This window comes from Rhodococcus opacus, assembly GCF_012396235.1.
GTDB classification, from domain to species: domain Bacteria; phylum Actinomycetota; class Actinomycetes; order Mycobacteriales; family Mycobacteriaceae; genus Rhodococcus_F; species Rhodococcus_F opacus.
Genome location: NZ_JAAXPA010000033.1, coordinates 68,146 through 94,547, shown reverse-complemented (window position 1 = coordinate 94,547; position 26,402 = coordinate 68,146). Strand labels below are relative to the sequence as shown.

Annotated in this window: 25 protein-coding genes and 1 tRNA gene; 7 read left to right on the top strand and 19 right to left on the bottom strand. The window is 69.4% G+C overall.

From position 1 onward, the window contains the following. Positions 1 to 160: 160 nt before the first annotated feature. On the top strand, positions 161 to 391 hold the full coding sequence (locus HGB39_RS32055; RefSeq protein WP_064080893.1) for a DUF6480 family protein: 231 nt from the start codon (positions 161 to 163) through the stop codon (positions 389 to 391). On the opposite strand, the gene HGB39_RS32050 is transcribed toward HGB39_RS32055, so the two are convergent. Further along, positions 332 to 1,501 (bottom strand): AI-2E family transporter, encoded by a 1,170-nt coding sequence (locus HGB39_RS32050; RefSeq protein ID WP_064080894.1) that lies wholly within the window; start codon positions 1,499 to 1,501, stop codon positions 332 to 334. The two genes, HGB39_RS32055 and HGB39_RS32050, sit on opposite strands and share 60 nt — an antisense overlap. 125 nt (positions 1,502 to 1,626) lie before the next feature. Next, positions 1,627 to 1,699: transfer RNA gene (locus HGB39_RS32045), tRNA-Asn, on the bottom strand. Between the two features lie 138 nt (positions 1,700 to 1,837). On the opposite strand from HGB39_RS32045, the gene HGB39_RS32040 reads away from it, so the two are divergent. Continuing rightward, on the top strand, positions 1,838 to 2,086 hold the full coding sequence (locus HGB39_RS32040) for a hypothetical protein (protein WP_005570860.1): 249 nt from the start codon (positions 1,838 to 1,840) through the stop codon (positions 2,084 to 2,086). A gap of 16 nt (positions 2,087 to 2,102) precedes the next feature. Here HGB39_RS32040 and dnaG read toward each other — a convergent pair whose 3' ends face one another. From dnaG to HGB39_RS32020, 4 genes are all read right to left on the bottom strand, one after another. Continuing rightward, positions 2,103 to 4,037: a DNA primase gene (gene dnaG / locus HGB39_RS32035; protein WP_005570859.1), complete on the bottom strand. Its 1,935-nt coding sequence runs from the start codon at positions 4,035 to 4,037 to the stop codon at positions 2,103 to 2,105. Between the two features lie 48 nt (positions 4,038 to 4,085). Further along, positions 4,086 to 5,291: a lipase family protein gene (locus HGB39_RS32030; protein WP_064080895.1), complete on the bottom strand. Its 1,206-nt coding sequence runs from the start codon at positions 5,289 to 5,291 to the stop codon at positions 4,086 to 4,088. A gap of 86 nt (positions 5,292 to 5,377) precedes the next feature. Further along, the gene (locus HGB39_RS32025) at positions 5,378 to 6,676 is read right to left on the bottom strand and encodes a deoxyguanosinetriphosphate triphosphohydrolase (RefSeq protein WP_005261214.1); all 1,299 of its coding nucleotides are present in this window, start codon (positions 6,674 to 6,676) and stop codon (positions 5,378 to 5,380) included. 7 nt (positions 6,677 to 6,683) lie between these two features. Further along, the gene (locus tag HGB39_RS32020; RefSeq protein ID WP_005247872.1) at positions 6,684 to 7,376 is read right to left on the bottom strand and encodes a YdcF family protein; all 693 of its coding nucleotides are present in this window, start codon (positions 7,374 to 7,376) and stop codon (positions 6,684 to 6,686) included. 69 nt (positions 7,377 to 7,445) lie between these two features. On the opposite strand from HGB39_RS32020, the gene HGB39_RS32015 reads away from it, so the two are divergent. Together HGB39_RS32015 and HGB39_RS32010 are read left to right on the top strand one after the other, a co-directional pair. Beyond that, complete coding sequence (locus HGB39_RS32015; RefSeq protein WP_064080896.1) at positions 7,446 to 9,503, top strand: TPM domain-containing protein; 2,058 nt, start codon at positions 7,446 to 7,448, stop codon at positions 9,501 to 9,503. Then, the gene (locus HGB39_RS32010) at positions 9,404 to 10,339 is read left to right on the top strand and encodes a hypothetical protein (RefSeq protein ID WP_240960714.1); all 936 of its coding nucleotides are present in this window, start codon (positions 9,404 to 9,406) and stop codon (positions 10,337 to 10,339) included. Before HGB39_RS32015 ends, HGB39_RS32010 begins: the two co-directional genes overlap by 100 nt. Before the next feature lie 7 nt (positions 10,340 to 10,346). On the opposite strand, the gene HGB39_RS32005 is transcribed toward HGB39_RS32010, so the two are convergent. After that, entirely contained in the window at positions 10,347 to 11,738 is a 1,392-nt protein-coding gene (locus HGB39_RS32005; RefSeq protein WP_005571613.1) for a glycine--tRNA ligase, read from the bottom strand. Positions 11,739 to 11,959: 221 nt separating this feature from the next. On the opposite strand from HGB39_RS32005, the gene HGB39_RS32000 reads away from it, so the two are divergent. Together HGB39_RS32000 and HGB39_RS31995 are read left to right on the top strand one after the other, a co-directional pair. Then, positions 11,960 to 12,313 (top strand): ArsR/SmtB family transcription factor, encoded by a 354-nt coding sequence (locus HGB39_RS32000; protein WP_005574847.1) that lies wholly within the window; start codon positions 11,960 to 11,962, stop codon positions 12,311 to 12,313. Beyond that, positions 12,310 to 12,735 (top strand): Fur family transcriptional regulator, encoded by a 426-nt coding sequence (locus HGB39_RS31995; RefSeq protein ID WP_005247888.1) that lies wholly within the window; start codon positions 12,310 to 12,312, stop codon positions 12,733 to 12,735. The genes HGB39_RS32000 and HGB39_RS31995 overlap by 4 nt, the downstream gene beginning before the upstream one ends. 3 nt (positions 12,736 to 12,738) lie before the next feature. Here the strand turns inward: HGB39_RS31995 and HGB39_RS31990 are convergent, their stop codons facing one another. The 12 genes from HGB39_RS31990 to HGB39_RS31935 form a co-directional block, all read right to left on the bottom strand. Next, entirely contained in the window at positions 12,739 to 13,140 is a 402-nt protein-coding gene (locus HGB39_RS31990; protein ID WP_005574845.1) for a hypothetical protein, read from the bottom strand. Further along, positions 13,137 to 13,946 (bottom strand): isoprenyl transferase, encoded by an 810-nt coding sequence (locus HGB39_RS31985; protein WP_064080898.1) that lies wholly within the window; start codon positions 13,944 to 13,946, stop codon positions 13,137 to 13,139. Before HGB39_RS31985 ends, HGB39_RS31990 begins: the two co-directional genes overlap by 4 nt. Then, a complete protein-coding gene (gene recO / locus HGB39_RS31980) occupies positions 13,912 to 14,727 on the bottom strand; it encodes a DNA repair protein RecO (protein WP_043790027.1) in 816 nt (271 codons plus the stop codon). The genes HGB39_RS31985 and recO overlap by 35 nt, the downstream gene beginning before the upstream one ends. Before the next feature lie 58 nt (positions 14,728 to 14,785). Further along, complete coding sequence (locus HGB39_RS31975; RefSeq protein WP_005567068.1) at positions 14,786 to 15,742, bottom strand: alpha/beta fold hydrolase; 957 nt, start codon at positions 15,740 to 15,742, stop codon at positions 14,786 to 14,788. Between the two features lie 97 nt (positions 15,743 to 15,839). Further along, the gene (locus HGB39_RS31970; RefSeq protein WP_043790025.1) at positions 15,840 to 16,130 is read right to left on the bottom strand and encodes a DUF1905 domain-containing protein; all 291 of its coding nucleotides are present in this window, start codon (positions 16,128 to 16,130) and stop codon (positions 15,840 to 15,842) included. A 96-nt stretch (positions 16,131 to 16,226) separates the two neighbouring features. Beyond that, on the bottom strand, positions 16,227 to 16,907 hold the full coding sequence (locus HGB39_RS31965; protein ID WP_054248442.1) for a response regulator: 681 nt from the start codon (positions 16,905 to 16,907) through the stop codon (positions 16,227 to 16,229). Continuing rightward, positions 16,904 to 19,441 (bottom strand): DUF4118 domain-containing protein, encoded by a 2,538-nt coding sequence (locus HGB39_RS31960; RefSeq protein WP_005561983.1) that lies wholly within the window; start codon positions 19,439 to 19,441, stop codon positions 16,904 to 16,906. Before HGB39_RS31960 ends, HGB39_RS31965 begins: the two co-directional genes overlap by 4 nt. A 7-nt stretch (positions 19,442 to 19,448) precedes the next feature. Next, positions 19,449 to 20,099, bottom strand: coding sequence for a potassium-transporting ATPase subunit C (locus HGB39_RS31955; RefSeq protein ID WP_005561981.1), 651 nt, complete (start codon positions 20,097 to 20,099; stop codon positions 19,449 to 19,451). Between the two features lie 6 nt (positions 20,100 to 20,105). Beyond that, complete coding sequence (kdpB, locus tag HGB39_RS31950; RefSeq protein WP_005561979.1) at positions 20,106 to 22,211, bottom strand: potassium-transporting ATPase subunit KdpB; 2,106 nt, start codon at positions 22,209 to 22,211, stop codon at positions 20,106 to 20,108. Further along, positions 22,208 to 23,893: a potassium-transporting ATPase subunit KdpA gene (kdpA, locus tag HGB39_RS31945; protein ID WP_005561978.1), complete on the bottom strand. Its 1,686-nt coding sequence runs from the start codon at positions 23,891 to 23,893 to the stop codon at positions 22,208 to 22,210. The genes kdpB and kdpA overlap by 4 nt, the downstream gene beginning before the upstream one ends. After that, complete coding sequence (locus HGB39_RS31940; RefSeq protein WP_005561976.1) at positions 23,893 to 23,991, bottom strand: potassium-transporting ATPase subunit F; 99 nt, start codon at positions 23,989 to 23,991, stop codon at positions 23,893 to 23,895. Before HGB39_RS31940 ends, kdpA begins: the two co-directional genes overlap by 1 nt. Before the next feature lie 241 nt (positions 23,992 to 24,232). Continuing rightward, entirely contained in the window at positions 24,233 to 24,862 is a 630-nt protein-coding gene (locus HGB39_RS31935; RefSeq protein WP_005561974.1) for a pyridoxamine 5'-phosphate oxidase family protein, read from the bottom strand. Positions 24,863 to 24,940: 78 nt separating this feature from the next. Here HGB39_RS31935 and pdxR point away from each other — a divergent pair, with 78 nt between their 5' ends. Next, entirely contained in the window at positions 24,941 to 26,389 is a 1,449-nt protein-coding gene (gene pdxR, locus HGB39_RS31930; protein ID WP_064080897.1) for a MocR-like pyridoxine biosynthesis transcription factor PdxR, read from the top strand. Positions 26,390 to 26,402 lie beyond the last annotated feature (13 nt).

Sequence of the window (26,402 nt, the reverse complement as noted above, 5' to 3'; positions counted from 1 at the left end):
GTAGCCGGGACGAAGCCCGCCGTGACAGGACTTTTCGTGGTCGGCGGACCACATCGGCGCCCCGACGTGGACGCTGCCTCGTCACCGTGTGTGCGAACGCGTCTCCCGGGGTACGCGGGTGTGATCCGCACTGCGGAGGACCACGAGATGGGAGCAGAGTATGAGCGTCGAACGACCAGGACCGGAACCGGAAGATGCACCGGCGCTCGACGAGGGCGGCAGCGTTCAGCCGGGTGACACGCCACCGGATGCCGGCCAGACCTCGGGGTTGTCGCATCCGCAGCCGATGCCGGGCCGGACGGTGCCGATCCTCGCGTTCATCGTGGTCGGGCTACTCGTCCTCGCGGTCGCGGCTTTCTTCGTCGCCCGCGTGTTTGCGTTGTTCGACTGAGGTGACCGGCGCCGGTGCGTCTGCGACGAGTTCGTACCGTCGCCCGTACGTTTCGACGAGGGCCTCGATCGCGGCGACCACCGGCACCGACACCAGGGCGCCGACCGGGCCGAACAGTGAGGCGCCCACGATCACCGATCCGAACGCGACCGCGGGGTGGATCGAGACTGTCGCGGACGTGATGCGCGGGTGCAGCACATAGTTCTCGATCTGCTGGTAGACGGTCCCGAACACGATCACCCACACCCCGTCCATCGGCTGGGATGCCGCCGCGATGATCGCGGGGAGCGCGATCGCGAGGTAGGTGCCCAGGGTGGGGACGAACTGCGAGACGATGCCGGTCCACAGCGCCAGCGGCAGCCAGTAGGGCACGCCGATCGCCACGAGGAAGACGCCCGTGGCGACCGAACTCACCGCAGCGAGGATCAGCCGCGACACCACGTAGCCGCCGGCCTTCTCGACCGAGATCTCCCAGACCACCGAGATGACTCGCTGTTGCCGCGCCGGAAACCAGCTCGAGATCGTGCGGCGAAGCGCCGGCTCCTGCGCGGACATGTAGAAGACGAACAGCAGCAGCGTCAGCATCTGGAACACGACGCCGAGCAGCGAGGACAAGACGCCCAGAACTCCCGGCGTGAATCGCTCGGCGAGATCTCGGATGGTTTCGGGCGTGAGGCGGATGAGGTCCTCACCGGTCGCGAAGTCGGTGTCGAACACACGATTGGACCAGTCGGTCACCGAGGACAGCGCGTCCGGCAGGGCCTTGAGGAGCTGGGCGAGTTGCTGGGCGAGCAGGGTCCCGAACAGGGCCAGGAAGCCGATGGCGAAGACGAACAGCGCGAACAGGACGAGCCCGGTGGCGGCGCCGCGCCGCAACCCCCGGCGCTCGAGCCAGTCGACCACCGGTTCGATGGTGATACTGAACAACCACGCGAGGAACAGCAAACCCAGAAAGCTCCGCAGGTTGACGAACAGCCAACCCGACAACTGGTAGGCGGCGACGGCCAGCAGGACGTAGAGGATCGAGGGCAGCAGCCACCGGGGGGCGTCGTTCGTGCCGAAGCGCCCGATCGACCCTGTCCGCCCGGTTTCGCGGCCGTCCTCGCTCATCGCACACCCCGCGATCGATTGCTGCCGATACAGCGGGAATGTACTCGCCCCAGACGGTGCACCTGTTCGAATTGGCCGGGCGCAGCAGAAAACCCCGCCCGGATCAACCGGACGGGGTTTCGGTGCTCCCCCGGCTGGACTCGAACCAGCAACCGTCCGATTAACAGTCGGAAGCTCTGCCAATTGAGCTACAGGGGATTATTCTGCTGTGCTTCGCCGTTCCCGGCGATGCGAGAGAAACTGTAGCGCATAGCCCCACCCCAGTACCAAATCGCCTGCCTGTCGACGCATCAGGCAGGATGGGTGCAGGTCGTTGTGCGTCGGGAGGAAGCGGGAATGATGCGGTTGTTGATCGGTATCGCTGCGGGGTACGTGCTGGGTACGCGAGCAGGACGTGCGCGCTACGAACAGATCAGCCGGGCCACCAAGGCCGTGGCCACCAGCCCGGCCACGAAGAAGGTGCTGCAGATGTCGCGTCAGAAGCTGTCCGACTCCCTGAACACTCAGCCGAAGCTCGAGCCCATGAAACCGCTCGACGAGGAAACGACCATCCTGGTTCCCCAGGATCAGCTCAAGAAGAAGTAGCCGGGCAGCGGCCGGTTCAGCCGGCCATCCCGTCCCGGTTGGTGTCGCCGATCGCTTGATCGAGCAGGCTGCGGCGGTACTGCTCCAGGGCGACGAGGTCGCCGAGCAGTGAATGGAACTCGTCCGACGCCGTCGCCGGTGAGATGCGCTGCAGCTTGGACTTCAGTTCCGCCACCTGCTCACCCACCCACACCTCCTGCAGGCGTGCGATCACGCCGGAGATGTATCGCGGCACGGTGTCCTCTTCGGCGGGCAACGGCTCGACGGCGAGTTCCGACACGAGGGACGCCGCGGTGACGTCGTCGACACCGCGGCTGACCGCGTCGACCCACTCGCCGCCACCGAGTCCTGCGCTGGTACCGCCGGACGCGATCATCGACTCACGGATCACGACGTACGTCGGATGGGTGAACGTCTCCACCGGCAGCGAGTCGAACACGGTGCCCGCGATCGCCGGGTACTGCAACGCGCCTTTCAGCGCCTCGCGCTGCGCCCACAGCGTCGGATCGTTCGGCCGCGGCCGGGAGAGGCCGACCGGCAACTGCGGGGCGTCCTGGTCCTCGTCCCGGGAGGCCTTCTTCTTCAGCGGCGCAGGCAGCGACCCGCGGGTGGACGCCCGCTTGCGCGCCTCGTCCCGCACCCGCTGCCGGACGGCGGCGATGTCGTCCCAGCCCACCCAGCCGGACAGCTGGACGGCGTAGCTGTCACGCAGCGTCGCTTCCTTGATCTGGGCGACCACCGGCACGGTGCGCCGCAGCGCCTCGACCCGGCCCTCGGCGGTCTCGAGGTCGTGCTCGGTGAGGATCGACTTGACCACGAACTCGAACATCGGTGTGCGACGCGCCACCAGGTCGCGGACCGCGGCGTCACCGGACTTCTGCCTCAGCTCGCACGGGTCCATGCCCTCGGGTGCCACGGCGACGAAGGTCTGCCCGGCCATCTTCTGGTCACCCTCGAACGCCTTCATCGCCGCGGCCTGGCCGGCGGCGTCGCCGTCGAAGGTGTAGATGATCTCGCCGCGAAAGTAGCTGTCGTCCATCAGCAGTCGCCGCAGCATCGCGAGGTGGTCCTCACCGAAGGCGGTGCCGCAGGCGGCGACGGCGGTCTTGACCCCGGCCAGGTGCATCGCCATGACGTCGGTATATCCCTCGACCACCACGGCCTGATGCCCCTTGGCGATGTCGCGCTTGGCGAGGTCGAGCCCGAACAGCACCTGAGACTTCTTGTACAGCATGGTTTCCGGCGTGTTGACGTACTTGCCGGGCATGGTGTCGTCGTCGAACAACTTGCGGGCGCCGAAACCGATGACGTCGCCGGACAGGTTCCGGATCGGCCAGAGCAGGCGCCGGTGGAAGCGGTCGATGTGACCACGCCGCCCGGCTTTCGACAGGCCCGCGGCCTCGAGTTCCTTGACGTCGAAACCCTTGCCCAGCAGGTGTTTCGTGAGGATGTCCCAGCCGTCGGGTGCATACCCGCACCCGAACTGCTGCGCGGCCTGCGCGTCGAAGTTCCGTTCCGTCAGGTAGTCGCGGGCCGCCTGCGCGTCGGGTTCCTGCAGGCGCGCCGAGTAGAACTCCTGCGCGGCCGCGTTGGCCGCGACCAGCCGGGAGCGGGTGCCGCGGTCGCGTTGCACCGAGGTGCCGCCGCCCTCGTACGAGATGGTGTAGTTCAACCGGTCGGCGAGCTGCTCGACGGCCTCGACGAAACTGATGTGGTCGATCTTCTGGAGGAACGAGTATACGTCGCCGCCCTCGCCGCACCCGAAGCAGTGGTAGTGCCCGTGGTTGGGCCGCACGTGGAACGACGGCGACTTCTCGTCATGGAACGGGCACAGCCCCTTCATGGAGTCGCCGCCCGCGCGCTTGAGGGAGACGTACTCCCCTACGATGTCCTCGATCCGTGTGCGCTCGCGAATGGCCGCAACGTCACGATCAGGGATTCTGCCAGCCACGGAGGACAGTCTAGGCGCTCTTCCGCGGCCCGAACTTCCGCCTCGGTGTCAGCAGTTCGACGGGGCGGGAATCCCGGCGAATCGGTCGCCGAGATAGCCGAATGCGGGACCGGCACCGAGCATGGTGGCGGTTCCGTGGTCGGCGCCCGGGATCACGTCGAACTGCACGCGCGCACCCTGTGAGCAGTACCGGGCGACGGTGTTCTGCACCGGCCCGATGGCGACGAGGGGGTCCGCGCTGCCGTGCCAGACGAACATCGGCGTCCTCGGGACTCCCGGATACAGTTCGACGCTGTTCTCGTCCATCACCGAGCGGCCGGACGGATCGGCGAGGATCCCGGGACCATTGGTGAGGTCGGGCAGCGACTTCCCCGCACCGGCGCCGAGGATCGAATCGGTGCACATGTTGCTCATCTGCGTCCGCAGGTCGAGTCCGGCGCCGTTGAGGCCGTCCCCCAGCGGTGAACGCGTCGGGTATTCCCGCTCGAGCCCGATGGCGGCCGCGAAACCCAGGCCGAACGCCTGCGAGCGGGTGGTGCCCAGGCGGTCGGCCAGTTCACCGATGTTGACCGGTGTGCCGCCCTGGGCGGCGCCCACGATGTTCAGTTCCGGGGCGTAGGTGGGTGCGAGCGCCGCGGCCCAGTTGGTCGCCATGGCGCCGCCCGAGTAGCCGGCCAGCCCGACCGGACTGCCACCGAGTCCGGCCTCCGGGAGCCGCTGCGCGGCGCGGACGCCGTCGAGGACGAGCCGGCCGCCGAGTTTCGCGGCCCCGTACGCGCTGGTCGGTCCGAGGTGATCGGGCACGGCGACGGCCCAGCCCCGCGCGAGCAGGGCGTTGAGGGCGGGCCCCTCCTGGATTCCGCCGTTGAACAGCTGGTGCGACGGCGCGCACTCGAGCCCGAGAGCGTTGACGAACGGCTGATAGGACACGAGCGGCCGGTTCGCGGGAGTGCCGCGGGGTACCAGCACCGTGGTGACTGCGGCGATGGGCGCCCCCGCGGAGTTGGTCGACTTGTACTTCACCTGCCAGGCGTCGGCGGTGGGGAAACCGGTGGCCGCGACCGGTCGGCTCGCCAGCACGTCACCGTCGGCGCGTGTCCCGACGTCGGCGGGCGCACCGTAGAACGGATCGGGGTCCGCGAACGGGTACACGGGCGCGGCCTGTGCCGCGGGTGGGGCCAGCAGGGCGGCACCGACCGCCACCGCCAGCGCTGCGGACGTCGAACCGATGATCTTGCGCACTGCAGACTTCATCCGGGCTCCCTGACCATTGGGTGCAAGCTGTCTGTAGACCTATTCGTAGCACCGCGGCGGCCGGACGGGTCCGACTTCCGACTTTGTCAGCCCCAGCTCGCCTGGGCTCCGAGACTGGACTTGTCGACGCGTTCGAGCCGGCTCTCGGTGTAGGAGGCGATCTGGTCGACGACGACCCGGACCCGTGCGGGATCGTCGGCCGCCGCGTTCCAGGCGGGAACCAGGATGGGGTCGAGACCGGCGGGTGCGGTCGCGAGCAGCCATTCCGCGACGCGGTGCACGCGGTCACGCTGGCGTGCCTGCCGCGCCCGGTGGCCGGCATCCGACATCACGTAGTTCAGTGCGAACGTCTTGAGCAGTGCCACCTCCGCCGCGACCACCGGCGGGACCACCAGGTCGGCGTCGTACCGGGCGACCGGCTTGTCGCCGTGGACGTCGCGGGTCCCGATGATCGCGGCGGTCGCGAACCGGCCGACCAGTTCGCTGGTGAGGTTCTTCAGGGCAACCGAACTGGTGAGCGTGCCGTCGTAGCTGCCCACCTCGACGACGACGGGCAGAAGACTCAACCGCGTCGCGGCCTCGACCAGTTCCTCGACGTCGAGTCCCGGGAACTCCGACGCACCGAACTCGGCGAGTGCCCGCTGGTCCACCGGATCGGCCAGTGAACGCAGATCGATGCGCCCGTCGATCACGCCGTCCTCGACGTCGTGCACGGAGTAGGCGACGTCGTCGGCCCAATCCATGACCTGAGCCTCGAGGCACTGGTGGCCGTCGGGGGCGCCCTCGCGGATCCACGCGAGCACGTCGGCGTCGTCGTCGTAGGCCCCGAACTTCGCGCCGGGGCGCGGCCGGGTCCACGGATACTTGATCGCCGCGTCCAGCGACGCGCGGGTCAGGTTGAGCCCGGCACTGCTCCCGTCGGGGTACAGCACCTTCGGTTCGAGGCTCGTGAGGATGCGCAGATTCTGGGCGTTGCCCTCGAACCCGCCGCAGCTTTCCGCAACCTCGTCGAGGGCCTTCTCCCCGTTGTGACCGTACGGTGGGTGACCGATGTCGTGCGCGAGGCCCGCGAGGTCCACCAGATCGGGATCGCAGCCGAGACCGTCGGCGATTCCGCGGCCGATCTGCGCCACCTCGATCGAGTGCGTCAACCGCGTCCGCGGAGTGTCACCGTCCCGGGGGCCCACCACCTGGGTCTTGTCCGCGAGTCGGCGGAGCGCAGCGGAGTGCTGGACGCGGGCGCGGTCCCGGGAGAAGACGGATCGGTGTTGCGCGGCCGCGATCTGGCTGCCCGGGATTCCCGCCCGTTTCGGTGCCTCGCGGACCCGGCGGGCGACGTCGTGCGCGGAGTACACGTCGCCGAGGGGTGTCGTGTGTGCTGTCATCGAATGTCTACTGTCCCGCCGTGTAGGGGAAGTCGGCCGAGAAGTGGGTGAGCTGGTACCAGATCAACGCCCCTGTCTCCCGGGCGATTCCGTGCAACTGAGATTCGCGGGTGAACACGGCGGGCCCCTGCCGGGTGGGCGCCGTCCAGGCGTCGAGTCCGGCGTCGCGTGCCATCGTCCGCGTCCGCAGCGAATGCCAGGGGTCGCTGACCAGGACCGCCGAGTCGATGCCCTGCTCCCCCATCGCCTCACTCACCGCCTCGATGCTGAGCAGGGTGTCGGACCCCTCCTCGACCGCGGTGATGCTGTCGGCGGGGACGCCGCGCGAGATCAGATAGTTCTTGCCGGACGCCGCCTCGGTGTACTCGTCGCCCTCCTGCTTGCCGCCGACCGTGATGACCTCGGGGGCCACCCCTCGCTCGTACAGCTTGTACGCCTGCTCGAGCCGGGCCTCGAACACTGACGACGGGGTTCCCGAGTACTGGGCGGCGCCGAGCACGACGATCGCGTCGGCGGCCGACGTGTCGTCGATCCGCGCGACCTGCCACACCCGGACCGCGGTGCCCAGCACCAGCGCGGCGGCGAGGAGGACCACGCCGGCGATGATGCGGCGGGTCCACCGGGCCAGCGTGCCGGCGAACCCCAGGCGCGCAGGACGGCGCGGGAGGTCGTGGCGTTCGCGGCTCGGTGCAGAATTCACTCCCTGATTCTGCCAGCTGTCGCCGAACTGTCCCGATGACGACTCGCCACACCCGATAGATTTGCTGCCATGCCACTCGCACCGCGCCTCGAGCAGACGCCGTCGTCCCGCCCCCGACAGCCCCGTGCTCGGCGGTTCGCCGCCCTCGGCGCCGTCTCCGCGCTCCTGACTCTCGTGGCGATCCTGTTCTCTCCCGCGATCGCCGCGGCGGACGCACCGTTCCGTCTTCCCGGTCAGATCACGGACACCGTCGGAGTGCTCGACGCCGACCAGCAGAGCGACGTCCAGGCCGCGATCGACCAGCTGTACGACGAGCACAAGGTGCGGTTGTGGGTGGTGTACGTGCCCGACTTCAATGGTCTCGGCGCCGGTCCGTGGGCGGATCAGACTGCGCAGGCCTCCTCGCTCGGCGACCGCGACGCCCTGCTCGCGGTCGCGACGGTCGACCGCGAGTACGCCCTCATCGCGCCGGACGGACTGTCGGAGATCACCAGTGACGAGGCCGAGTCGATCCGGGTGGATGCGGTGGAACCCGCTCTGCGCGAGGAGGATTGGGCCGGAGGCGCCATCGCAGCGGCGGGCGGCCTGGGCGACGCGATGACTCCGGGCGAAGGAATGTCGGTGCGCACACTGCTGATCGGCGGCGGTGTCGTCGTCGTGGGTGCGGGGGGTGTCGTGCTGTATTCGCGGAAGAAGAAGCACGACCGCACCCGGGCCGGTGTCGAGGCGGCGCGCAGCATCAGCCCCGAGGACACCGCCGCGTTGACGGCGCTCCCGCTGCCGACCCTGGACGAGCGCGCCAAGGAGGTGCTCGTCGAGACCGACGACGCGCTGCGCACGAGCCAGGAGGAACTCGAACTGGCCCGCGGCGAATTCGGCGAGCAGGCCACGGCGTCGTTCACGGCGGCGTTCGATACGGCGAAGGCGACACTCGCGGCCGCGTTCACCGTCCGTCAGCGACTCGACGACGCGATCCCCGAGACCCCGCAGCAGCAGCGGGAAATGCTCATCGACATCATCACCTCGTGCGGGCGCGCCGACCGCGAACTCAACGAGCGGGTCCAGGAGTTCGACGGACTCCGGGACCTGCTGATCAATGCCCCCGACCGGCTCGACGCGCTCACCCGCGACATGGTCGCGCTGACCGTGCGGATCCCCGACTCCACGCAGACTCTCGCCACCCTGCAGACCGAATTCCCGGCCGCTGCACTCGCTTCCGTCGCCCACAACGTGACGATGGCGGAGGAGCGGCTCGCGTTCGCGGAACGGGCCGTGGCCGACGGCCGGGACGCGATCGCCCTGCCGCCCGGGAAGCAGGGACCGGCGGTGTCGGCGATCCGCGGAGCCGAGGGCGCCCTCGAACAGGCCCGGACGCTACTCGACGCCGTCGACCACGCCGCGGAGAACATCCGGCACGCCATCGCCACGCTGCCGGCCGCGATCGCCGACGTGGAGGCCGGGATCGCGGCCGCGGCCCAGTTCACCGAGCAGGGTGGGGACCGGCTCGCCTCGGTCCGCGCCGCGGCCGAGGCAGCACTGGCGGCGGCCCGCACCGCCGCGGACACCGACCCGCTCGGCAGCTTCACCCAGATCGTCACGGCAGACGCGGAACTCGACGCCGTCCTCGCCGAGGCGCAGGAATCCCGGCAGCAGGCCGAACGTGCGCAGCAGCGTCTCGAGCAGGACATCGTGGCCGCGCAGTCGCAGGTCACGGCGGCGTCGGACTTCATCGGCACCCGACGCGGCGCGGTGGGAGCGGACGCCCGGACCCGCCTCACCGAGGCGCAGCGGCACCTGGCGGGCGCGCAACAACTCCGCGCCACCGACGCCTCCCGCGCGCTTCAGCACGCCCAGGCCGCGGCCGGCCTGGCGGCCGACGCACTGCGCCTGGCGCAGAACGACGTGAGCCGCTGGGAGTCCCGCCAGCGCCCCGGACCCGGAAGCGGTGGCGGGAATGCCACCGGAGCGATCCTCGGCGGCATCCTGATCGACAGCATCCTGCGCGGCGGATTCAGCGGCGGCGGTAATTGGGGAAGCCGGGGCTCCGGCGGCGGCCGCAGCAGCGGCCCGCGGTCCTTCGGCGGGCCGAGCAGCTCCGGCCGGATCAGTGGGGGCGGCCGATTCTGACGTCCTCCCGAGTCTTCGTCGCACTCGCCTGCGTCGCGGCCACCGCCTGCGGCGGCCTGTCGGGCTGCGCGGTCGGGAACCCGGCCGAGGACGACGCGATCCCGCTGTCCGCTGAGGCCTATCGCAGCCGGGAGGACGACGCGGCGGGTGGGCGGATTCACGTGCGGATCGCGAACACCGGCGATGCGCCCGTCGCCGTGACATCCGTGGCGTTGGACAGTCCCGGCTTCGAGGCGGCGCCCGCGACGCGGCGCGAGGTCGAACTCGGCCCCGGCAACCGGATCGATGTCGAGACCGAGTACGGCCCGGTTCGCTGCGACACGTCCCCGGAGCCGGCGTACGCCCTGATCGGTGTCGCCGATCGGGACGGCTCGCCCGTGCGGGTGCCGCTCGCCGCCCCGTACGACGTCCTCTCCCGTATTCACGACGACGACTGCGCCGCACAGGATCTGGCGCGGGCCGTGCCGGTGACACTGATCCCGGCGGCGGCTCCGCCCGAGCCGACCGCGCCCCTCCCCGCCCAGCTCGTCGTGAGCCGGGGAACCGCATCGGGCGACGTCCGGGTGGACGAGATCGGCGGCAGCGTCCTGTATGCGCTGCACGGCGCGCTGCCCGCCACCATGCGGGCGGACGAGGACCGGCTGAGCGTCGACATCACGATCGACGCGGCGCGCTGCGATCCCCATGCCCTCGCGGAAGCGAAGAAGCCCTTCGTCTTTCCGCTGTGGATCGCCGTCGGCTCCTCGGAACCGGAATACTCGCGCATCCCGGTGTCCGAGGAGAACCGGCGAATCCTGACGAACTATCTGACCGCCACCTGCGGCGCGCGCAGGTGACGGCGGATCAGGAACCGATGAGGCGCTGCGCCAGGTAACCCTCGACCTGGTCGAGCGCGACCCGCTCCTGAGCCATGGAGTCACGCTCACGCACGGTCACGGCGTGGTCCTCGAGCGTGTCGAAGTCCACGGTGATGCAGAACGGTGTGCCGATCTCGTCCTGACGGCGGTAGCGGCGGCCGATCGCGCCGGCGTCGTCGAACTCGACGTTCCAGTGCTGGCGGAGCGTCGCGGCGAGATCCTTGGCCTTCGGCGTCAGGTCCGCGTTACGCGACAGCGGCAGCACCGCGGCCTTCACCGGGGCGAGACGACGGTCCAGACGCAGCACGGTGCGCTTGTCGACGCCGCCCTTCGCGTTCGGCGCCTCGTCCTCGGTGTACGCGTCGACGAGGAACGCCATCAGCGACCGCGTGAGACCGGCTGCCGGCTCGATGACGTACGGCGTGTAGCGCTCACCGGTGGCCTGGTCGTAGTAGTTGAGATCGGTGCCGGAGTGCTTCGAGTGGGTCGACAGGTCGAAGTCGGTGCGGTTGGCCACACCTTCGAGCTCGCCCCACTCGCTGCCCTGGAAGTGGAAGCGGTACTCGATGTCGACGGTGCGCTTGGAGTAGTGCGACAGCTTGTCCTGGGCGTGCTCGTACAGGCGCAGGTTGTCCTTGTTGATGCCGAGCCCGGTGTACCAGTCCATGCGGTAGTCGATCCAGTACTGGTGCCACTCTTCGTCCTCGCCGGGCTTGACGAAGAATTCCATCTCCATCTGCTCGAACTCGCGGGTGCGGAAGATGAAGTTTCCAGGCGTGATCTCGTTGCGGAAGCTCTTGCCGATCTGGCCGATACCGAACGGCGGCTTCTTGCGCGACGTGGTGAGCACGTTCGCGAAGTTCACGAAGATGCCCTGCGCGGTCTCCGGGCGGAGGTAGTGCATGCCCTCTTCGCTCTCGACCGGGCCGAGGTACGTCTTGAGCATCATGTTGAAGTCGCGGGGCTCGGTCCACTGACCGACCGTGCCGCAGTCGGGACAGGCCACGACGTCCATCGGGACGTCGTCCGGGTTGTCGAGGCCCTTCTTCTCCGCGTAGGCCTCCTGCAGGTGGTCCTGACGGTGGCGCTTGTGACAGTTGAGGCACTCGACCAGCGGGTCGTTGAACACGCCGACGTGACCGGACGCCACCCACACCTCGCGGGGCAGGATGACCGAGGAGTCGAGGCCGACGACGTCCTCGCGGCTGGTGACCATGTTGCGCCACCACTGCTTCTTGATGTTCTCCTTGAGCTCGACGCCCAAGGGGCCGTAGTCCCAGGCCGACTTCGTGCCTCCGTAGATCTCACCGCACGGGTAGACCAGGCCACGACGCTTGGCGAGATTGACGACGGTTTCGACTTTGGACTTCGGTGCCACTCGGGTGCTCTCCATCTGGGTAATAGATGCATGGTTCACGTGCGCTTTTCGGAGCCCAGCCTATCTGCCCGACCGCGGTCGGTTCACCCACCCGGTTGACATGCGTATTCGTGCATATCAAAATGGAATCGATTTGCAATAAGGTGAGGGTGATCCTCCCGGGCCGACGGCCTCGCGGCCACGGTCCCGTCCATTGTCCGGCACACCGAAGGAGATCACTGGTGAGCGTCATCGATCCCGGGGATCTGCATCCGTTCGAGGCGGCGGCGCCCGCTCCCGTGCCGTCGAAGGAGACCCTTGCGGCGGCCGGCGACATCCTGCGCGCCCTCGCGGCCCCCGTCCGGATCGCGATCGTCCTCCAGCTCCGCGAATCGGAACGGTGCGTGCACGAACTCGTCGGGGCACTCGGAGTCACCCAGCCACTGATCAGCCAGCATCTTCGCGTGCTCAAGGCCGCGGGCGTCGTCCGCGGCGAACGCACGGGACGTGAGGTCCTCTACCGCCTGGTGGACGACCACCTCGCCCACATCGTCGTGGACGCCGTCGCGCACGCCGAGGAAGGACAGAAGCCTTGACCCAGAACACCGGCCAGCGCAAACCCGTCGTCGTGGGAGTACGCGCTACCAAGCAGCGCAGCGCCATCTCCGCGCTCCTCGACGACATCGAGGAGTTCCGGTCGGCGCAGGAACTGCACGACGAACTCCGCAAGCGCGGCGAGGGCATCGGGCTGACCACCGTCTACCGCACCTTGCAGACTCTCGCCGACGCCGGAACGGTCGACGTCCTGCGCACCGACACCGGTGAATCCGTGTACCGGCGCTGCTCGTCCGGACATCACCATCACCTGGTCTGCCGTGCCTGCGGCTACACCGTCGAGGTCGAGGGACCGACCGTCGAGCAGTGGTCGCAGTCGATCGCCGACGCCCACGGCTTCTCCGACGTCAGCCACACCATCGAGATCTTCGGCCTCTGCAAGGACTGCACCGCGACGCAGTGAGCGTCAGGGGATCAGCCCCTGCCGGGCGGTGTCCGCGCCGCTGAGCACGAGAAGCAGCATCGTGGTCAGTGCCTCGTCCTCGAGCCCGGCGGCGGGGAACGTGTAGCGCAGGATGACGTCCGCGAGCCGGCCGTGAGCGAACACCGCGATCGAACCGAACTGCAGTGCGCTGTTCCGTTCCGCGACCTTCTTGTGCAGCGACGCGCTGACCGGACGATCCCAGGCCAGCACGCACGTCATCGACAGCACGTCGAGGCCCTCGGTGAGGGTCATCGCACTGATCGAGCACAGCGCCCCGGCGTACTCGAAACTCAGCGAACCGTCCTCCGCCCGGGTGACGGTGGCGAAGTGCTCGAGCGCGTCCGCCGCGCGCGCCAGCAGCGCGGGCGCCCCGTCGACGGTCATTTCACCCCACCGAACCGACGGTCACGCGACGCGTACTCGACACACGCCGCCCACAGGTCCCGGCGGTCGAAATCGGGAAACAGCTTCTCCTGATACACCATCTCGGCGTAGGCCGACTGCCAGATCAGGAAGTTGGACGTGCGCTGCTCGCCGGACGGCCGGAGGAACAGGTCGACGTCCGGCATGTCCGGCTCGTCGAGGTACCGGGCCACGGTCGCCTCGGTGATCTTCTCCGGGTCGAGTTGCCCCGCCGCGACCCGCCTGCCGATCTCCTTCGCCGCGTCCGCGATTTCCGCGCGCCCGCCGTAGTTGACGCACATGGTGAGGTTCATGACCGTGTTGTGCTTCGTGAGCTCCTCGGCGATCTCGAGTTCCTTGATGACGCTGCGCCACAGCTTGGGCCGGCGGCCCGCCCACCGCACACGCACTCCCATCTCGTGCATCTCGTCGCGGCGACGGCGGATCACGTCGCGGTTGAAGCCCATCAGGAAGCGGACCTCCTCGGGGCTGCGCTTCCAGTTCTCGGTGGAGAACGCGTAGGCCGACAACCATTCGACGCCCATCTCGATGCACCCGCAGACGGCGTCCATCAACACGGCCTCGCCGCGTTCGTGGCCCGCGGTCCGGGGCAGTCCCCGCTCCTGCGCCCAGCGGCCGTTGCCGTCCATCACCAGCGCGATGTGCCGGGGCACGAGTTCGGATTGCAGGCCCGGCGGGCGAGCACCCGAGGGGTGCGGGTCCGGCAGCCGGATCTGGCGCTCGGCCCCGGAATCATGCGGGGCTCGAGGTTCGCGTCGTCGAATCACGGTCCCCATCCTGCCTGACCGAATTCTCCACCCCTACCGCCGCATGCGGTCGTGCGCGTTCGATCAGCGGGAGAGTGCGGAGTTGCCGTTCGAGGTGCCACTGCAGGTGCGCCGCGACCAGACCGCTGGCCTGCCCCCGCAACGACTCGGGCACGTCCTCCGTGCTCGCCCAGTCGCCGCGGATCAGCGCATCCATCAGGTCGAGGACACCCGGTGACGGCGTGGCGGCGCCCGGCGGCCGGCAATGGACGCACACCGCTCCCCCGGCGGCCACGTGGAATGCCCGGTGCGGTCCGGGGGCGCTGCACCGCGCGCAGTCGTCGAGGGCGGGAGCCCATCCCGCAAAACCCATGGCCCGCAACAGGAAGGCGTCGAGGATCAGCTCGCACGGGCGGTTGTGCTCGGCGACGGCCCGCAGCGCCCCGACCGTCAGGCGATGCAGTTGCGGCGCCGGAGCCCGTTCCTCACCGGCGAGACGCTCGGCGGTCTCGAGGATCGCGCACGCCGTGGTGTACCGGGAGTAGTCGTCGACGATGTCGGTCGCGAATGCGTCGACCGTCTGGACCTGGGTGACGATGTCGAGGTTGCGGCCGGGGTAGAGCTGCACGTCGATGTGCGCGAACGGCTCGAGCCGGGCACCGAACTTGGACTTCGTGCGGCGCACCCCCTTGGCGACCGCGCGCACCAGACCGTGCTGCCGGGTGAGGAGTGTGACGATACGGTCGGCCTCGCCCAGCTTGTGCTGGCGCAGGACCACCGCATTGTCTCGATACAACCTCACCGGTCCAGTCTCCCACGTCGAGGCGACCACATTCCGCAGGCCGAGCCGCGTGCGACGGTCAGGGCTCGGTGCGCCCGTCGCGCACGGCGTCGACGACGTCGCGGACTCCGTCGATGACGAGTTGCGGCTGCTCGATGTTGATGTTGTGGCCGCTGTTCGTGTTCGTGACATGCGTGGCACCCGGGACGAGTTGTGCCAGATCCGCCTGCGCCTTCGGCTGCACGGCGTCGAGGGCCGGGCCGTAGCCGGGATCGATGTCGGCGGGGAGGCTTCCGTTCGCAATGCCCTCCGCGATCTGCGGCGCCACCGAACGGTCGGCGGAGAGGACGACGAGCGGCTGGGGCCGGATCGGTTCGGCGGCGCGGATCTCGTCGAAGCTGCGGACGAAGTCGACACGCTCGAGGTCCGGGTACTCGTCGAGACTGTCCTGCTGCGGGGTGTTGAGCCGCAGGAACTCCTCGAACTGCTCCGGCGGCAGGAGTGTCTGCAACTCCTCCGACTGCGCGTCGATCAGCACCATGCCCGCCACCTCGTCGGGATGGGTGCCGGCGAAGAGTCTCGCGATCTGACCGCCGTAGGAGTGGGCGGCCAGCACGTAGGGGCCGGGGCCGGCCTCGCCGGTGGCGCCCAGCAGCGACTGGAGGTCGGCGACCGCGTCCGTGGTGGTGATCGGCTGCGGAACCGGGTCGCTGCGGCTCAATGCGTCGTCGCCCAGCACGACTCCCGGCCGGTCGTACGAGCAGACTCGGGTGAACTCGGCGACCCCGTCGAAGGCCGAGGTGCTCGCCGGATCGGCCGTCGTCGTCCACTGATCGGCACCGAACCGGAGACCGGACACGAACACGACGGTCGGTGCGCCTGTGCCCGCACACTCGAGATGGATGTGCCTACCCCCGCCGATGTCGACGGTGCCGGCGAAATTTTCGCTCGTGCCGCCGTCGTCGCTCGCTCCGCACGCGGCGACGAGCACCACGACCCCCAGAGTGGGGAGCCACCCCGACAACCGCGGCCACATCGGCACGACACACCTCGAAACCCGTTCGGAAACGCAGACCGCTTCCGGGTGATCCGTACCCCACTCTCCCCGGATCAAACCCGGACGCCGCCCGGCGTCACCTGAAACGCTGCTCGAGGTGCACCGTCACCTCCTCCCCGGCACCGTCCTTACCGATCAGCGTGCACAGTGCGATCTTCAGGGGAAGCCAGTGCGGACCTTCACCCGAGGGCATCAGGGTCGCATTGAACGGGTGGCCGTCGATGGTCCCGCCGACCTTCACCGGCCGCCGCGTTCCGAGAAGTTCGGCGGAGTCCGGCACGGTCACGTACGTCGCGAACGCCCCGTCCTTCTGGATCGGCGCCGTGAAGGTGTGCGCGAGTGGTTGCGGGGTCTTCGGTGCGGGCATTCGTGGCTCCTCCGGTCGAGTGTGATGCTGCGGTCGAAGGTAGGACTCCCGGAGCCGGCCGGAATCATCGGTCGTGAGCAGGATCACAACGCCCAGTCACATCTGGAACCGGTACCCCATCCCGGCCTCGGTGATGAGGTGACGCGGATGGGACGGGTCGTCCTCGAGTTTGCGCCTCAGCTGCGCCAGATACACCCGCAGATAGTGGGTCTCGGTGGCGTACGCCGGCCCCCACACCTCCCGCAGCAGTTCCTTCTGTCCCACCAGCTTGCCCTTGTTGCGCACCAGCATCTCGAGCATTCCCCACTCGGTCGGTGTCAGGTGCACCTCGGCCCCCGCCCGCCGCACCGTCTTCGCCGCCAGATCGACCGTGAACGAATCCGTCTCCACCACAGGTTCACTCGTGTCGACGACCGTCGTCGCCCGGCGGGCGGCCGCACGCACCCGGGCCAGGAACTCGTCCATCCCGAACGGCTTGGTGACGTAGTCGTCGGCGCCGGCGTCGAGGGCTTCGACCTTGTCGGCGGAATCCGTCCGCGCCGACAGGACGATCACCGGTGCGGGGCACCATCCGCGGAGGCCGGCCAGCACCTCGGTGCCGTCCATGTCGGGTAGCCCGAGGTCGAGCACGATCACGTCCGGCGGCCGCTCGGCCGCGGCGCGCAGGGCGGCCGCACCGGACGCGGCCGTCACCACGTCGTACCCGCGCACGCTCAGATTGATCCGCAGGGCGCGGAGAATCTGCGGTTCGTCGTCGACGACGAGAACTCTCGTCATGAATGCTCCCCTCCCGCCCCGGCCAGCTCCACCACCATCGTCAGACCACCGCCGGGGGTGTCGGTGGCGCTGATGGTCCCGCCCATCGCGTCGACGAATCCGCGGACGACGGAGAGCCCGAGCCCGACTCCCGTGGTCGTGTCGCGGTCCCCCAGCCGCTGGAACGGGGCGAACAACTCGTCTGCCCGCCCACGCGGAATTCCCGGCCCCGTGTCGGCGACGGTGATGACGGCGCGGTCTCCCACCGCCGCGGCACCGACCCGGATCACGGAATCCTCACCGTAGCGGAGTGCGTTGTCGATCAGATTGGCGAGCACCCGCTCGAGCAGGCCCGAATCCGCCATCGCCGTGACCGTTCCGACGTCGACTTCCACCCTTTCCCGGGCCCTGGTCCCGGTCCGGCCGCCGATTCCCAGACCCACCAGCGCCCGGTGCACCACCTCGTCGAGGTACACCGGCCGCAGCGCCGGGGTCACCACTCCCGCCGCGAGACGGGAGGAGTCGAGCAGGTTGCCGACGAGAGAGGTCAGCACGTCGGCCGATTCCTCGATGGTCGCGAGCAGTTCGGCGGTGTCCTCCGGGGAGAAGTCGACGTCGTCGCTGCGCAGACTGGACGCGGCGGCCTTGACCGCGGCCAGCGGGGTCCGGAGGTCGTGGCTGACGGCGGACAGCAGCGACCGCCGCAACCGGTCGGCCTCGGCCAGCGCCTGCGCCTGACCCGCCTCCTGCGCGAGTTCGGTCTGGCGGATCATGCCCACCGCCTGGTTGGCGACAGCGAGCAGCACGCGACGGTCCCGGGCGTGCAGTTCGCTGCCGCGCAGGGCGAGCGCGTATTCCCCTTCCCCCACCTCGCAGACGGTGTCGGCGTCGTCGACGCTCACCGGTGGGTGCGGCCCGACGGACCCCACCGGACCGCGGTCCCGGTGCAGCACGCTGACCGAATCCTGGCTGTAGGTCTCGCGCACCTTCTCGAGCAGGGTGTCGAGGTCGGCGCCGCGCAGCACCGATCCGGCGAACAGTGCCAGCAACTCGGCTTCCTGCGACGCCCGGCGGGCTTCCCGCGACCGCTTGGCGGCCGCGTCGACCAGGACCGCGACGGCGACGGCCACCACGAGCAGCACGACCGTGGTGATGAAGTTGTCCGGTTCGGCGATGGTGAAGCTCCGCACCGGCGGCGTGAAGAAGTAGTTGAGGAACAGACCCGAGATCAGCGCGGAGAACGCGGCGGGGGCGACACCGCCGAGCAGCGAGACGAGCAGCACCACGATGAAGAACAGGGCCCCCTCGCCGACCAATCCGAGCCGACGGTCGACGGCACTCATCACCAGCGTGGCCACGGTCGGTACGAGGACCGCGGCGATCCAGGCGATCGCCGTGCGCGAACGGGATCCCACCGGCGACAAGCGCCTCGGGCGGTGGGATTCGCCGTGCGTCACCATGTGCACGTCGATCGACCCGGACTGTTGCACCACGCTTGCGCCGATGCCCTCGTCGAAGATCCGCGCCCACCGTGAGCGTCTCGACGTGCCCAGCACCAGTTGTGTGGCGTTCGCGGTCCGGGCGAAGTCGAGCAAAGTGGTCGGGACGTCGTCGCCGACGACGCTGTGCAGACTCGCGCCGATATTCGCGGCGAGGGTCCGTACCTTGCCCATCTCCGGGGCCGAGACACCTGCGAGGCCGTCGCCGCGCACCACGTGCACGACGATCAGTTCGGCGCTGGATCTCGACGCGATCCGGCCGGCGCGGCGAACCAGCGTCTCCGATTCCGGTCCGCCCGTCACCGCGACCACCACCCGTTCCCGGGCCTCCCACGTGTCGGTGATCTTGTTCTCCGCACGATATTTCGCGAGTGCGGCATCCACCTGGTCGGCCACCCACAGCAGCGCGAGTTCGCGGAGTGCGGTGAGATTCCCTTTCCGGAAGTAGTTGCTCAGGGCCGCGTCGACTTTGTCCGCGGCATAGATATTTCCGTGGGACAGCCTGCGGCGCAAAGCCTCCGGCGTGATGTCGACCAATTCGACCTGGGTGGCGGCGCGCACCACCTCGTCGGGAACCGTTTCCTGCTGCACCACGCCGGTGATCCGCTGGACCACGTCGTTGAGGCTTTCGAGGTGCTGGACGTTGAGCGTCGAGAGGACGTCGATCCCCGCGGCGAGGAGTATCTCCACGTCCTGCCAGCGCTTTTCGTGGACACTGCCCGGCGTGTTCGTGTGCGCGAGCTCGTCGACGAGGACCAGCGCCGGCCTGCGGGCCAGTACGGCCTCGACATCGAGTTCCCGGCCGAGCGTGCCCCGGTAGGCGATCAGCTTGGGCGGAATCAGTTCGAGGTCGCCGAGCTGCGCCGCCGTGCGGTCGCGGCCGTGGGTCTCCACCACGGCCGCGACCACGTCGCACCCCCGCTCCCGGCGGCGGTGCGCCTCACCGAGCATCGCGAACGTCTTGCCGACGCCCGGTGCGGCACCGAGATAGATGCGCAGTTCACCGCGTCGGCGTTCGATGTCCCGGCGCTCGCCGTCGGTTCCGGTACCGCTCACCTCGCCATCATCCACCAGCGGTCGGGGCCGTGCACTCAGGAGCGGTCAGTCCGAGGGCCAGGTTCAGTCCGAGGACGTTCACCCGTTCCTCACCGAGGAAGCCGAGTTGCCTTCCCTCGGTGTTCTCGTCGACGAGTTGCCGGACCCGGGTTTCGCTGAGGCCGTTCTCCGCCGCCACCCTCGGCACCTGCAACGCCGCATACGCGGGGCTGATGTGCGGGTCGATGCCCGAGCCGGAACCGGTGACCGCGTCCGCCGGTACCTCGGCGGGGTCCACCCCTTCCCGGGTGGCGATCGCCGCCCGCCGGTCGGCGATGAACGTCGCCAGGATCTCGCTGCTCGGCCCCTGATTGGTGGGCAGGGCGGTAGCGGGGTCTCCCGGCGCGAACGGATCCTGATCGGCCACCGACCCGGTGACCCGGTTGTGGAATAACGGATCCGGCTCCCCCGCCGGCACCTGCGGGTCGACACCGACCCACCGGCTCCCGACGACGCAGCCGGTGCTGTCGCGCACCGCAGACCCCTCGGCCGCTCCGGCGCCGATCCTGCTCACCCCCCACACTGCGGCGGGATAGAGCACACCGAGGACTGCTGTGAGTGCGAGCAGGACGAGTAGTCCGGCCCAGGTCTGCCGGAGCAGGCCGATGAGAAATCGCATGCGGGATCACCCAATTCCGGGAATGAGACGAACGACGAGGTCGATGAGCCAGATACCGGCGAACGGCGTAATCACACCGCCGAGGCCGTAGATCAGCAGGTTGCGGCCCAGCAGCGTCGACGCGGACGCCGGACGGTAGCGAACGCCTTTCAGCGACAACGGGATCAGCGCGACGATCACCACGGCGTTGAAGATCACCGCCGACAGGATGGCCGATTCCGGGGTGGCCAGCCGCATGATGTTCAGCGTGTCCAGCTGCGGATAGATGCCGCTGAACAGGGCGGGGAGAATCGCGAAGTATTTGGCCAGGTCGTTGGCGAGCGAGAACGTGGTGAGCGCACCGCGCGTGATGAGCAGTTGCTTGCCGATCTCGACCACCTCGATGAGCTTGGTGGGATCCGAATCGAGATCCACCATGTTCCCGGCTTCCTTCGCCGCCGACGTGCCGGTGTTCATCGCCACCCCGACATCCGCCTGGGCCAGCGCCGGAGCGTCGTTGGTGCCGTCCCCGGTCATCGCGACGAGCCGGCCGCCCTCCTGTTCTTTGCGGATCAGCGCGAGCTTGTCCTCGGGTGTCGCCTCGGCCATGAAGTCGTCGACTCCGGCCTCGGCCGCGATGGCCTTCGCCGTCAACGGGTTGTCGCCGGTGATCATCACCGTGCGAATCCCCATGGCCCGCAGTTCCGCGAACCTCTCGGCGATGCCCGGTTTCACCACGTCCGACAGCGCGATCACGCCGAGGACGGTCGCCGCGTCTCCGCGGACGGTGGCGACCACCAACGGCGTTCCCCCGGACTGCGCGATCTGGTTCACGCTGTCGGTGACCGCGGGCGCCGCGCGCCCGCCGTGCGCCTGCACCCAGGTCAGCACGGCGTCGCTCGCGCCCTTGCGGATCCGGGCACCGTCGATGTCGAGTCCGCTCATCCGGGTCTGCGCCGTGAACGGCACGAACTCCGCTGCTCTCTCCACCTCGGACGGTGCCGGGTCCAGCCCGAAGTCGCGGGCGCACAGGTCCACGATGCTGCGACCCTCGGGGGTGCCGTCCGCGAGGCTGGACAACCGTGCGGCCGTGGCCAACTCGATCGCGGAAACCCCCGGTGCGGGATGCAAGGCCGTGGCCTGCCGGTTACCGAACGTGATGGTGCCGGTCTTGTCCATCAGCAGTGTGTCGATGTCGCCGGCGGCCTCCACCGCCCGCCCCGACATCGCCAGGACGTTCCGCTGCACCAGCCGGTCCATCCCGGCGATGCCGATGGCCGACAGCAGGGCCCCGATCGTGGTGGGGATCAGGCACACCAGCAGCGCGATCAGCTTGATCGGATCCTGCTCCTGGCCCGCGTACAGGCCCATCGGACCGATCGCGACGACGGCCAGCAGGAAGATGATCGTCAGCGACGCCAGCAGGATGTTCAGCGCGATCTCGTTCGGCGTCTTCTGCCGCGCCGCCCCCTCCACGAGGGCGATCATCCGGTCCACGAACGACTGTCCGGGGGCCGCGGTGATGCGGACGACGATCCGGTCGGAGAGCACGGTCGTGCCACCGGTGACGGCACACCGATCGCCGCCGGATTCGCGGACGACGGGCGCCGATTCGCCGGTGACGGCCGACTCGTCCACGGTCGCGATGCCGTCGACGACGTCGCCGTCGCCGGGTATCACCTCACCCGCCTCGACGACGACCCGGTCGCCGACGGTGAGTTCGGTACCCGCCACCGACTCCACCCGGCCGCTCACCGTGATCCGGTGGGCGACCGTGTCCTGCTTCACCTTCCGCAGGCTCGCCGCCTGCGCCTTGCCCCGCCCCTCCGCGACCGACTCGGCCAGATTCGCGAACAACACGGTGAACCACAACCAGGCGACGACAGCCCAGGAGAACACCGACGGGTCGGCGACGGCCATGACGGTGGTGACGACGGAACCGACGAACACCACGAACATCACCGGGTTGCGGGCGAGGTGCCGGGGGTCGAGTTTGCGCAGGGCGCCCGGTAGCGCCGTCACCAGCTGAGCGGGGCTGAAGATTCCCGCCTTCATGGGCGCCGGGTCGTGGCCGGCCTCGGGCGTCATGGTCGCCGCCCCGGTTTCCGGACGACTGGTCACGTTCACACTCATTGCAGAGCCTCCGCGATCGGTCCCAGCGCGAGGGCCGGGAAGAATGTCAACGCCGCGACGAGCACGACGGTGCCGGTGAGGAGCCCGGTGAACATCGGGCCCGCCGTCGGCAGGGTTCCGGCGCCCGCGGCGGTCTTCTTCTGCGACGCCAGGGATCCGGCGAGCGCGAGGACGAAGATGATCGGCAGGAACCGGCCGAACAGCATGCACAGGCCCAGGGCGGTCTGGAACCAGTCGCTCGTCACCGTCAGCCCGCCGAACGCACTGCCGTTGTTGTTCGAGGCCGACGCGAACGCGTACAGCACTTCCGAGAACCCGTGGATGGATCCGGGACTTCCGGGGTCGCCGCTGTTGCCCTGGTAGCCGGTGGTCGAGGACAGGATCACGGTGATCCCGGTGCCGATCAGGACCAGCGCCGGCATCACCAGCACGGACAGGGCGGCGAGCGTGATCTCCCGCTGCCGCAGCTTCTTGCCCAGGTATTCGGGTGTGCGGCCGACGAGGAGTCCGCCGACGAAGACGGCGATCAGGGCGAGGACGAGGATTCCGTAGAGCCCGGTGCCGACACCGCCGGGCGCGATCTCACCGAGCAGAATGTTGAGCAGAACGGCTCCGCCGCCGAGTGGCGACAGGCTGTCGTGCGCCGAATTCACCGCGCCCGTGGACGTTCCGGTGGTGCTCACGGCGAACAGTGCCGTACCGGGAATTCCGAAACGAACCTCCTTGCCTTCCATCATCGCGCCCGCGGCGGTGGCGGCGACGCCGCGCCGACCCGACTCCGCCGCGAGCGTGACCGCGAGGAGCGATCCCCACAGGATTCCCATCACGGCGAGCAGGGTCAGCCCCTGCTTGCGATCGCCGACCATAGTGCCGAACGTGCGGGTGAGGGAGACCGGGATCAGCAGGATCGCGAGGATCTCGACGATGTTGCTGACCGGCGTCGGGTTCTCGAACGGATGCGCCGAGTTGGCGGCGAGGATCCCGCCGCCGTTGGTGCCGAGTTCCTTGATCGCTTCCTGTGAGGCGACGGGTGCGAGCGCGTTGGTGACGGAGTTGCCGTCCAGACCGGTGGACGCGAAGCCCGGGTGGAAGGACTGAATCACGCCCTGGCTCAGCAGGATCAGTGCGATCACGAAGGAGAGCGGCAGCAGAATGCGCAGGCTGCCGCGGGTGAGGTCCACCCAGAAGTTGCCGATCTCACCGCCGCGCGACACCCGGACGAACCCGCGGATCAGCGCCACTGCGACGGCCATGCCCACCGCTGCGGACACGAAGTTCTGCACGGCGAGCCCGACCGGCTGGGTCAGGTTGCTCATTGTGGTTTCGGGCGCATACGACTGCCAGTTGGTGTTCGTCACGAACGACACGGCGGTGTTGAAGGCGACGGCGGGGCTGGCCCCGGAGAGGTCGCCGGACAGCGGCAGCACTCCCTGGATGCGCTGCAGGGAGTAGAGGAACAGCGCACTCGCCGCCGAGAATCCCAGCACGCTGCCCGCGTAGCCGTACCAGGTCTGCTCGGTGTGGGGGTTGATGCGGCACAGGCGGTACAGCACGGATTCGACGCGAAGGTGACGGCGTGATTCGTACACGCGCGCCATGTAGTCGCCCACCGGCACGTACGCGACCGCGAGTACCGCGAGGACGAAAGCGACCTGCAGTCCGGCCGCCAGGGCAGGCGTCATCAGAACCGCTCCGGGTCGATGAGCGCGATCAGGAGGTACACGACGAGCGCGGCGGCGATCGCGACGAGCGCGACCGCGAGTATTCCGGCGCCCGTCATTTCACGCGTCCGGTCTGCAGGGCACGGAGAACGAGCGCGCAACAGGCGAATCCGCCGAGGACGAGCGCGACGTAGGCCACATCGGCCATGTGAGGATCCCTCTTCGTACTGATCCTGCGGTTCAGCGCAGGCATGACACCCCACGGTTGTGGGGTGTCATGCCAGCATCACGCGCGATCTCGGCGAAAGAGGCGGCGCTGACGAAGCGCTTACGGGGCTCCTACGGCTCTTGACGCTTTCCTTACGCGGTCCGGGTCAGCCGCGACACGGACGCGGGCACGGGTGTGTTGCTCGCCACCCACGGTGCCGGGACGGGCGCACCGGCGACCGACCGCACGGGGACCACGCCGGCCCAGGCGCTGCTGGTTTCGGTGGGTTCACCCGGTGGTGCGTCCCGCACCTTGACGGTCCACTGGCCCGCCGTGATCGGGAGGGCGAGGGCGAGTGTCGCGGCGAGTTCCTTGCGCCGGTGCCCCCGGACCTCCGTGCTGCGGCCGGGGATCAGCACGTCCGACAGCGCGTTCAGTGCGTCGGCGGATTCGTCTTCGCCGAGGGTGACGAGGTTGCCCCGCACCACCGCCGAACGGTAGTTGGCGGACGAGTCGAACAGGGTGTCCGCGACGACGATTCCGTCGAGCATCGCGACGCACAGCGCCGCCGGTGCGCCCGCCGCCACCTGCCGCAACGCGCCGGCCCCGGTGGAGCCGTGCAGCAGGATCCTGTCGCCGTCGCGGGCGTAGAGCATCGGCACGGCCCACGGCAGCCCGTCGACGACGGTGGCGAGGGTGCCCATCGGGGCGGCGTCGAGGACGGCGTCGAGTTGCGCTCGTTCGGTGCGGGCACGGTCCGGGTATCTCATGATCTTGTCCACGAGACCATCCTCACCCCATGTGGATTACCCATCCAGATCCACAATCACCATTATCGGCAGACCAGTATTGTCAGGACCATGCCCCGGATCAGCCCCGAACTGCACCTGACGTTGCGGCTCCCCGACACCGACGCGCCGCTTCGGCACCGCATCGCGGAGTCGATCCTCGACGAGATCCGCGTGGGTCGCCTGCGGCCCGGCGACCCACTGCCCTCCACGCGGGCGCTGGCCGAACACCTGACGGTCGCGCGGGCGTCGGTGGTCGACGCCTACGACGAACTCTGCTCGTCCGGATACGCGAACGCCCGCGCCGGTTCCGGCACGCGGATCGCACCGGGCGCCGACGTGGCGGCTCGCGCCCACGTCGCCTCGCACACGATCACCCGAACCTCGGAGCGGGCGTCCTCCGCCGCCCCCGAGAAGCCGGCGGCGCTCTGGGATCTCACTCCGGGTCACCCCGATCCCGCCCTGATCTCCACCGTCGACTGGCGCCGGGCGTGGCGGTCGGCCGCCGCCGCGGCCGTGACGTCGGACCTCCCGGGCCCCGGCGCACACCCGGAGTTGCGACGGTCTCTCGCGGCGCATCTACGCCGCACCCGGGGGATCGCCGCGCGCCCCGACGAACTGGTGATCGTCCCCGGAGTGGGCGCTGCGCTCCGCACTCTCGTTGCCGCCGCAGGACTCGACGGCCGGGACGTGGTGTTCGAGGAGCCCGGCTACAGCCGGGCCCGCACCGTCCTCGACGGTTCGGGGGTGCGGACGCGCTGCGTGTCCGTGGACGGCGACGGCCTCGACCCCGCGCTGCTGCGTGCGTCCGACGCCGCGGCCTACTGCACGCCTGCCCATCAGTATCCGATGGGTGCCCGGATGCCGGTGGGCCGCAGGGCCCGGCTCGTGGCCGACGCCGCAGCGTCCGGAACGGTGATCATCGAGGACGACTACGACGGCGAGTTCCGCTACGACGTGTCGGCGCTGCCCGCCCTGCGCAGCATCGACCGCGGGTCCGAATGCGTGGCGTACGTGGGCACCGCGTCGAAGATCCTCACGCCCTCGATCCGGGTGGCGTGGGTGATCGCCCCTCCGGCGCTGCGGCCGGGACTCGTCCGGGCCCTCGACGCGAGCGGTGAGGCGTGCTGCTCGATCACCGCCCTCGCGCTGGCGCATTTCATCGACTCGGGTGCGCTGTCACGGCACCTCGCCCGCGCCTCCCGCACCTACTCGGCCCGCCGGGCCGCCTTCGTCACGGCACTGCAGCACCAACTGTCCGCGGTCCACACGGGCGGTGTCGGGCTCGCCGGCATCGAGGCCGGTCTCCACGTCGTCCTCACGCTGCCCGGTTCCGTCGACGACGTCGCCCTGTCGGCTGAGCTGCGGGACCACGGTGTGACGGTCCCGAGCCTCGCCGACTACCGCACCACCCCGGACGGACCGCGGGGCTTGGTGTGCGGGTATGCCCGGCTGCCCGAATCGCGGGCCCGCGGGGCAGCCGAGGCGATCGGCGGGGTAGTCCGGCGACATCTCGGCTGATACTGTTCGTTCG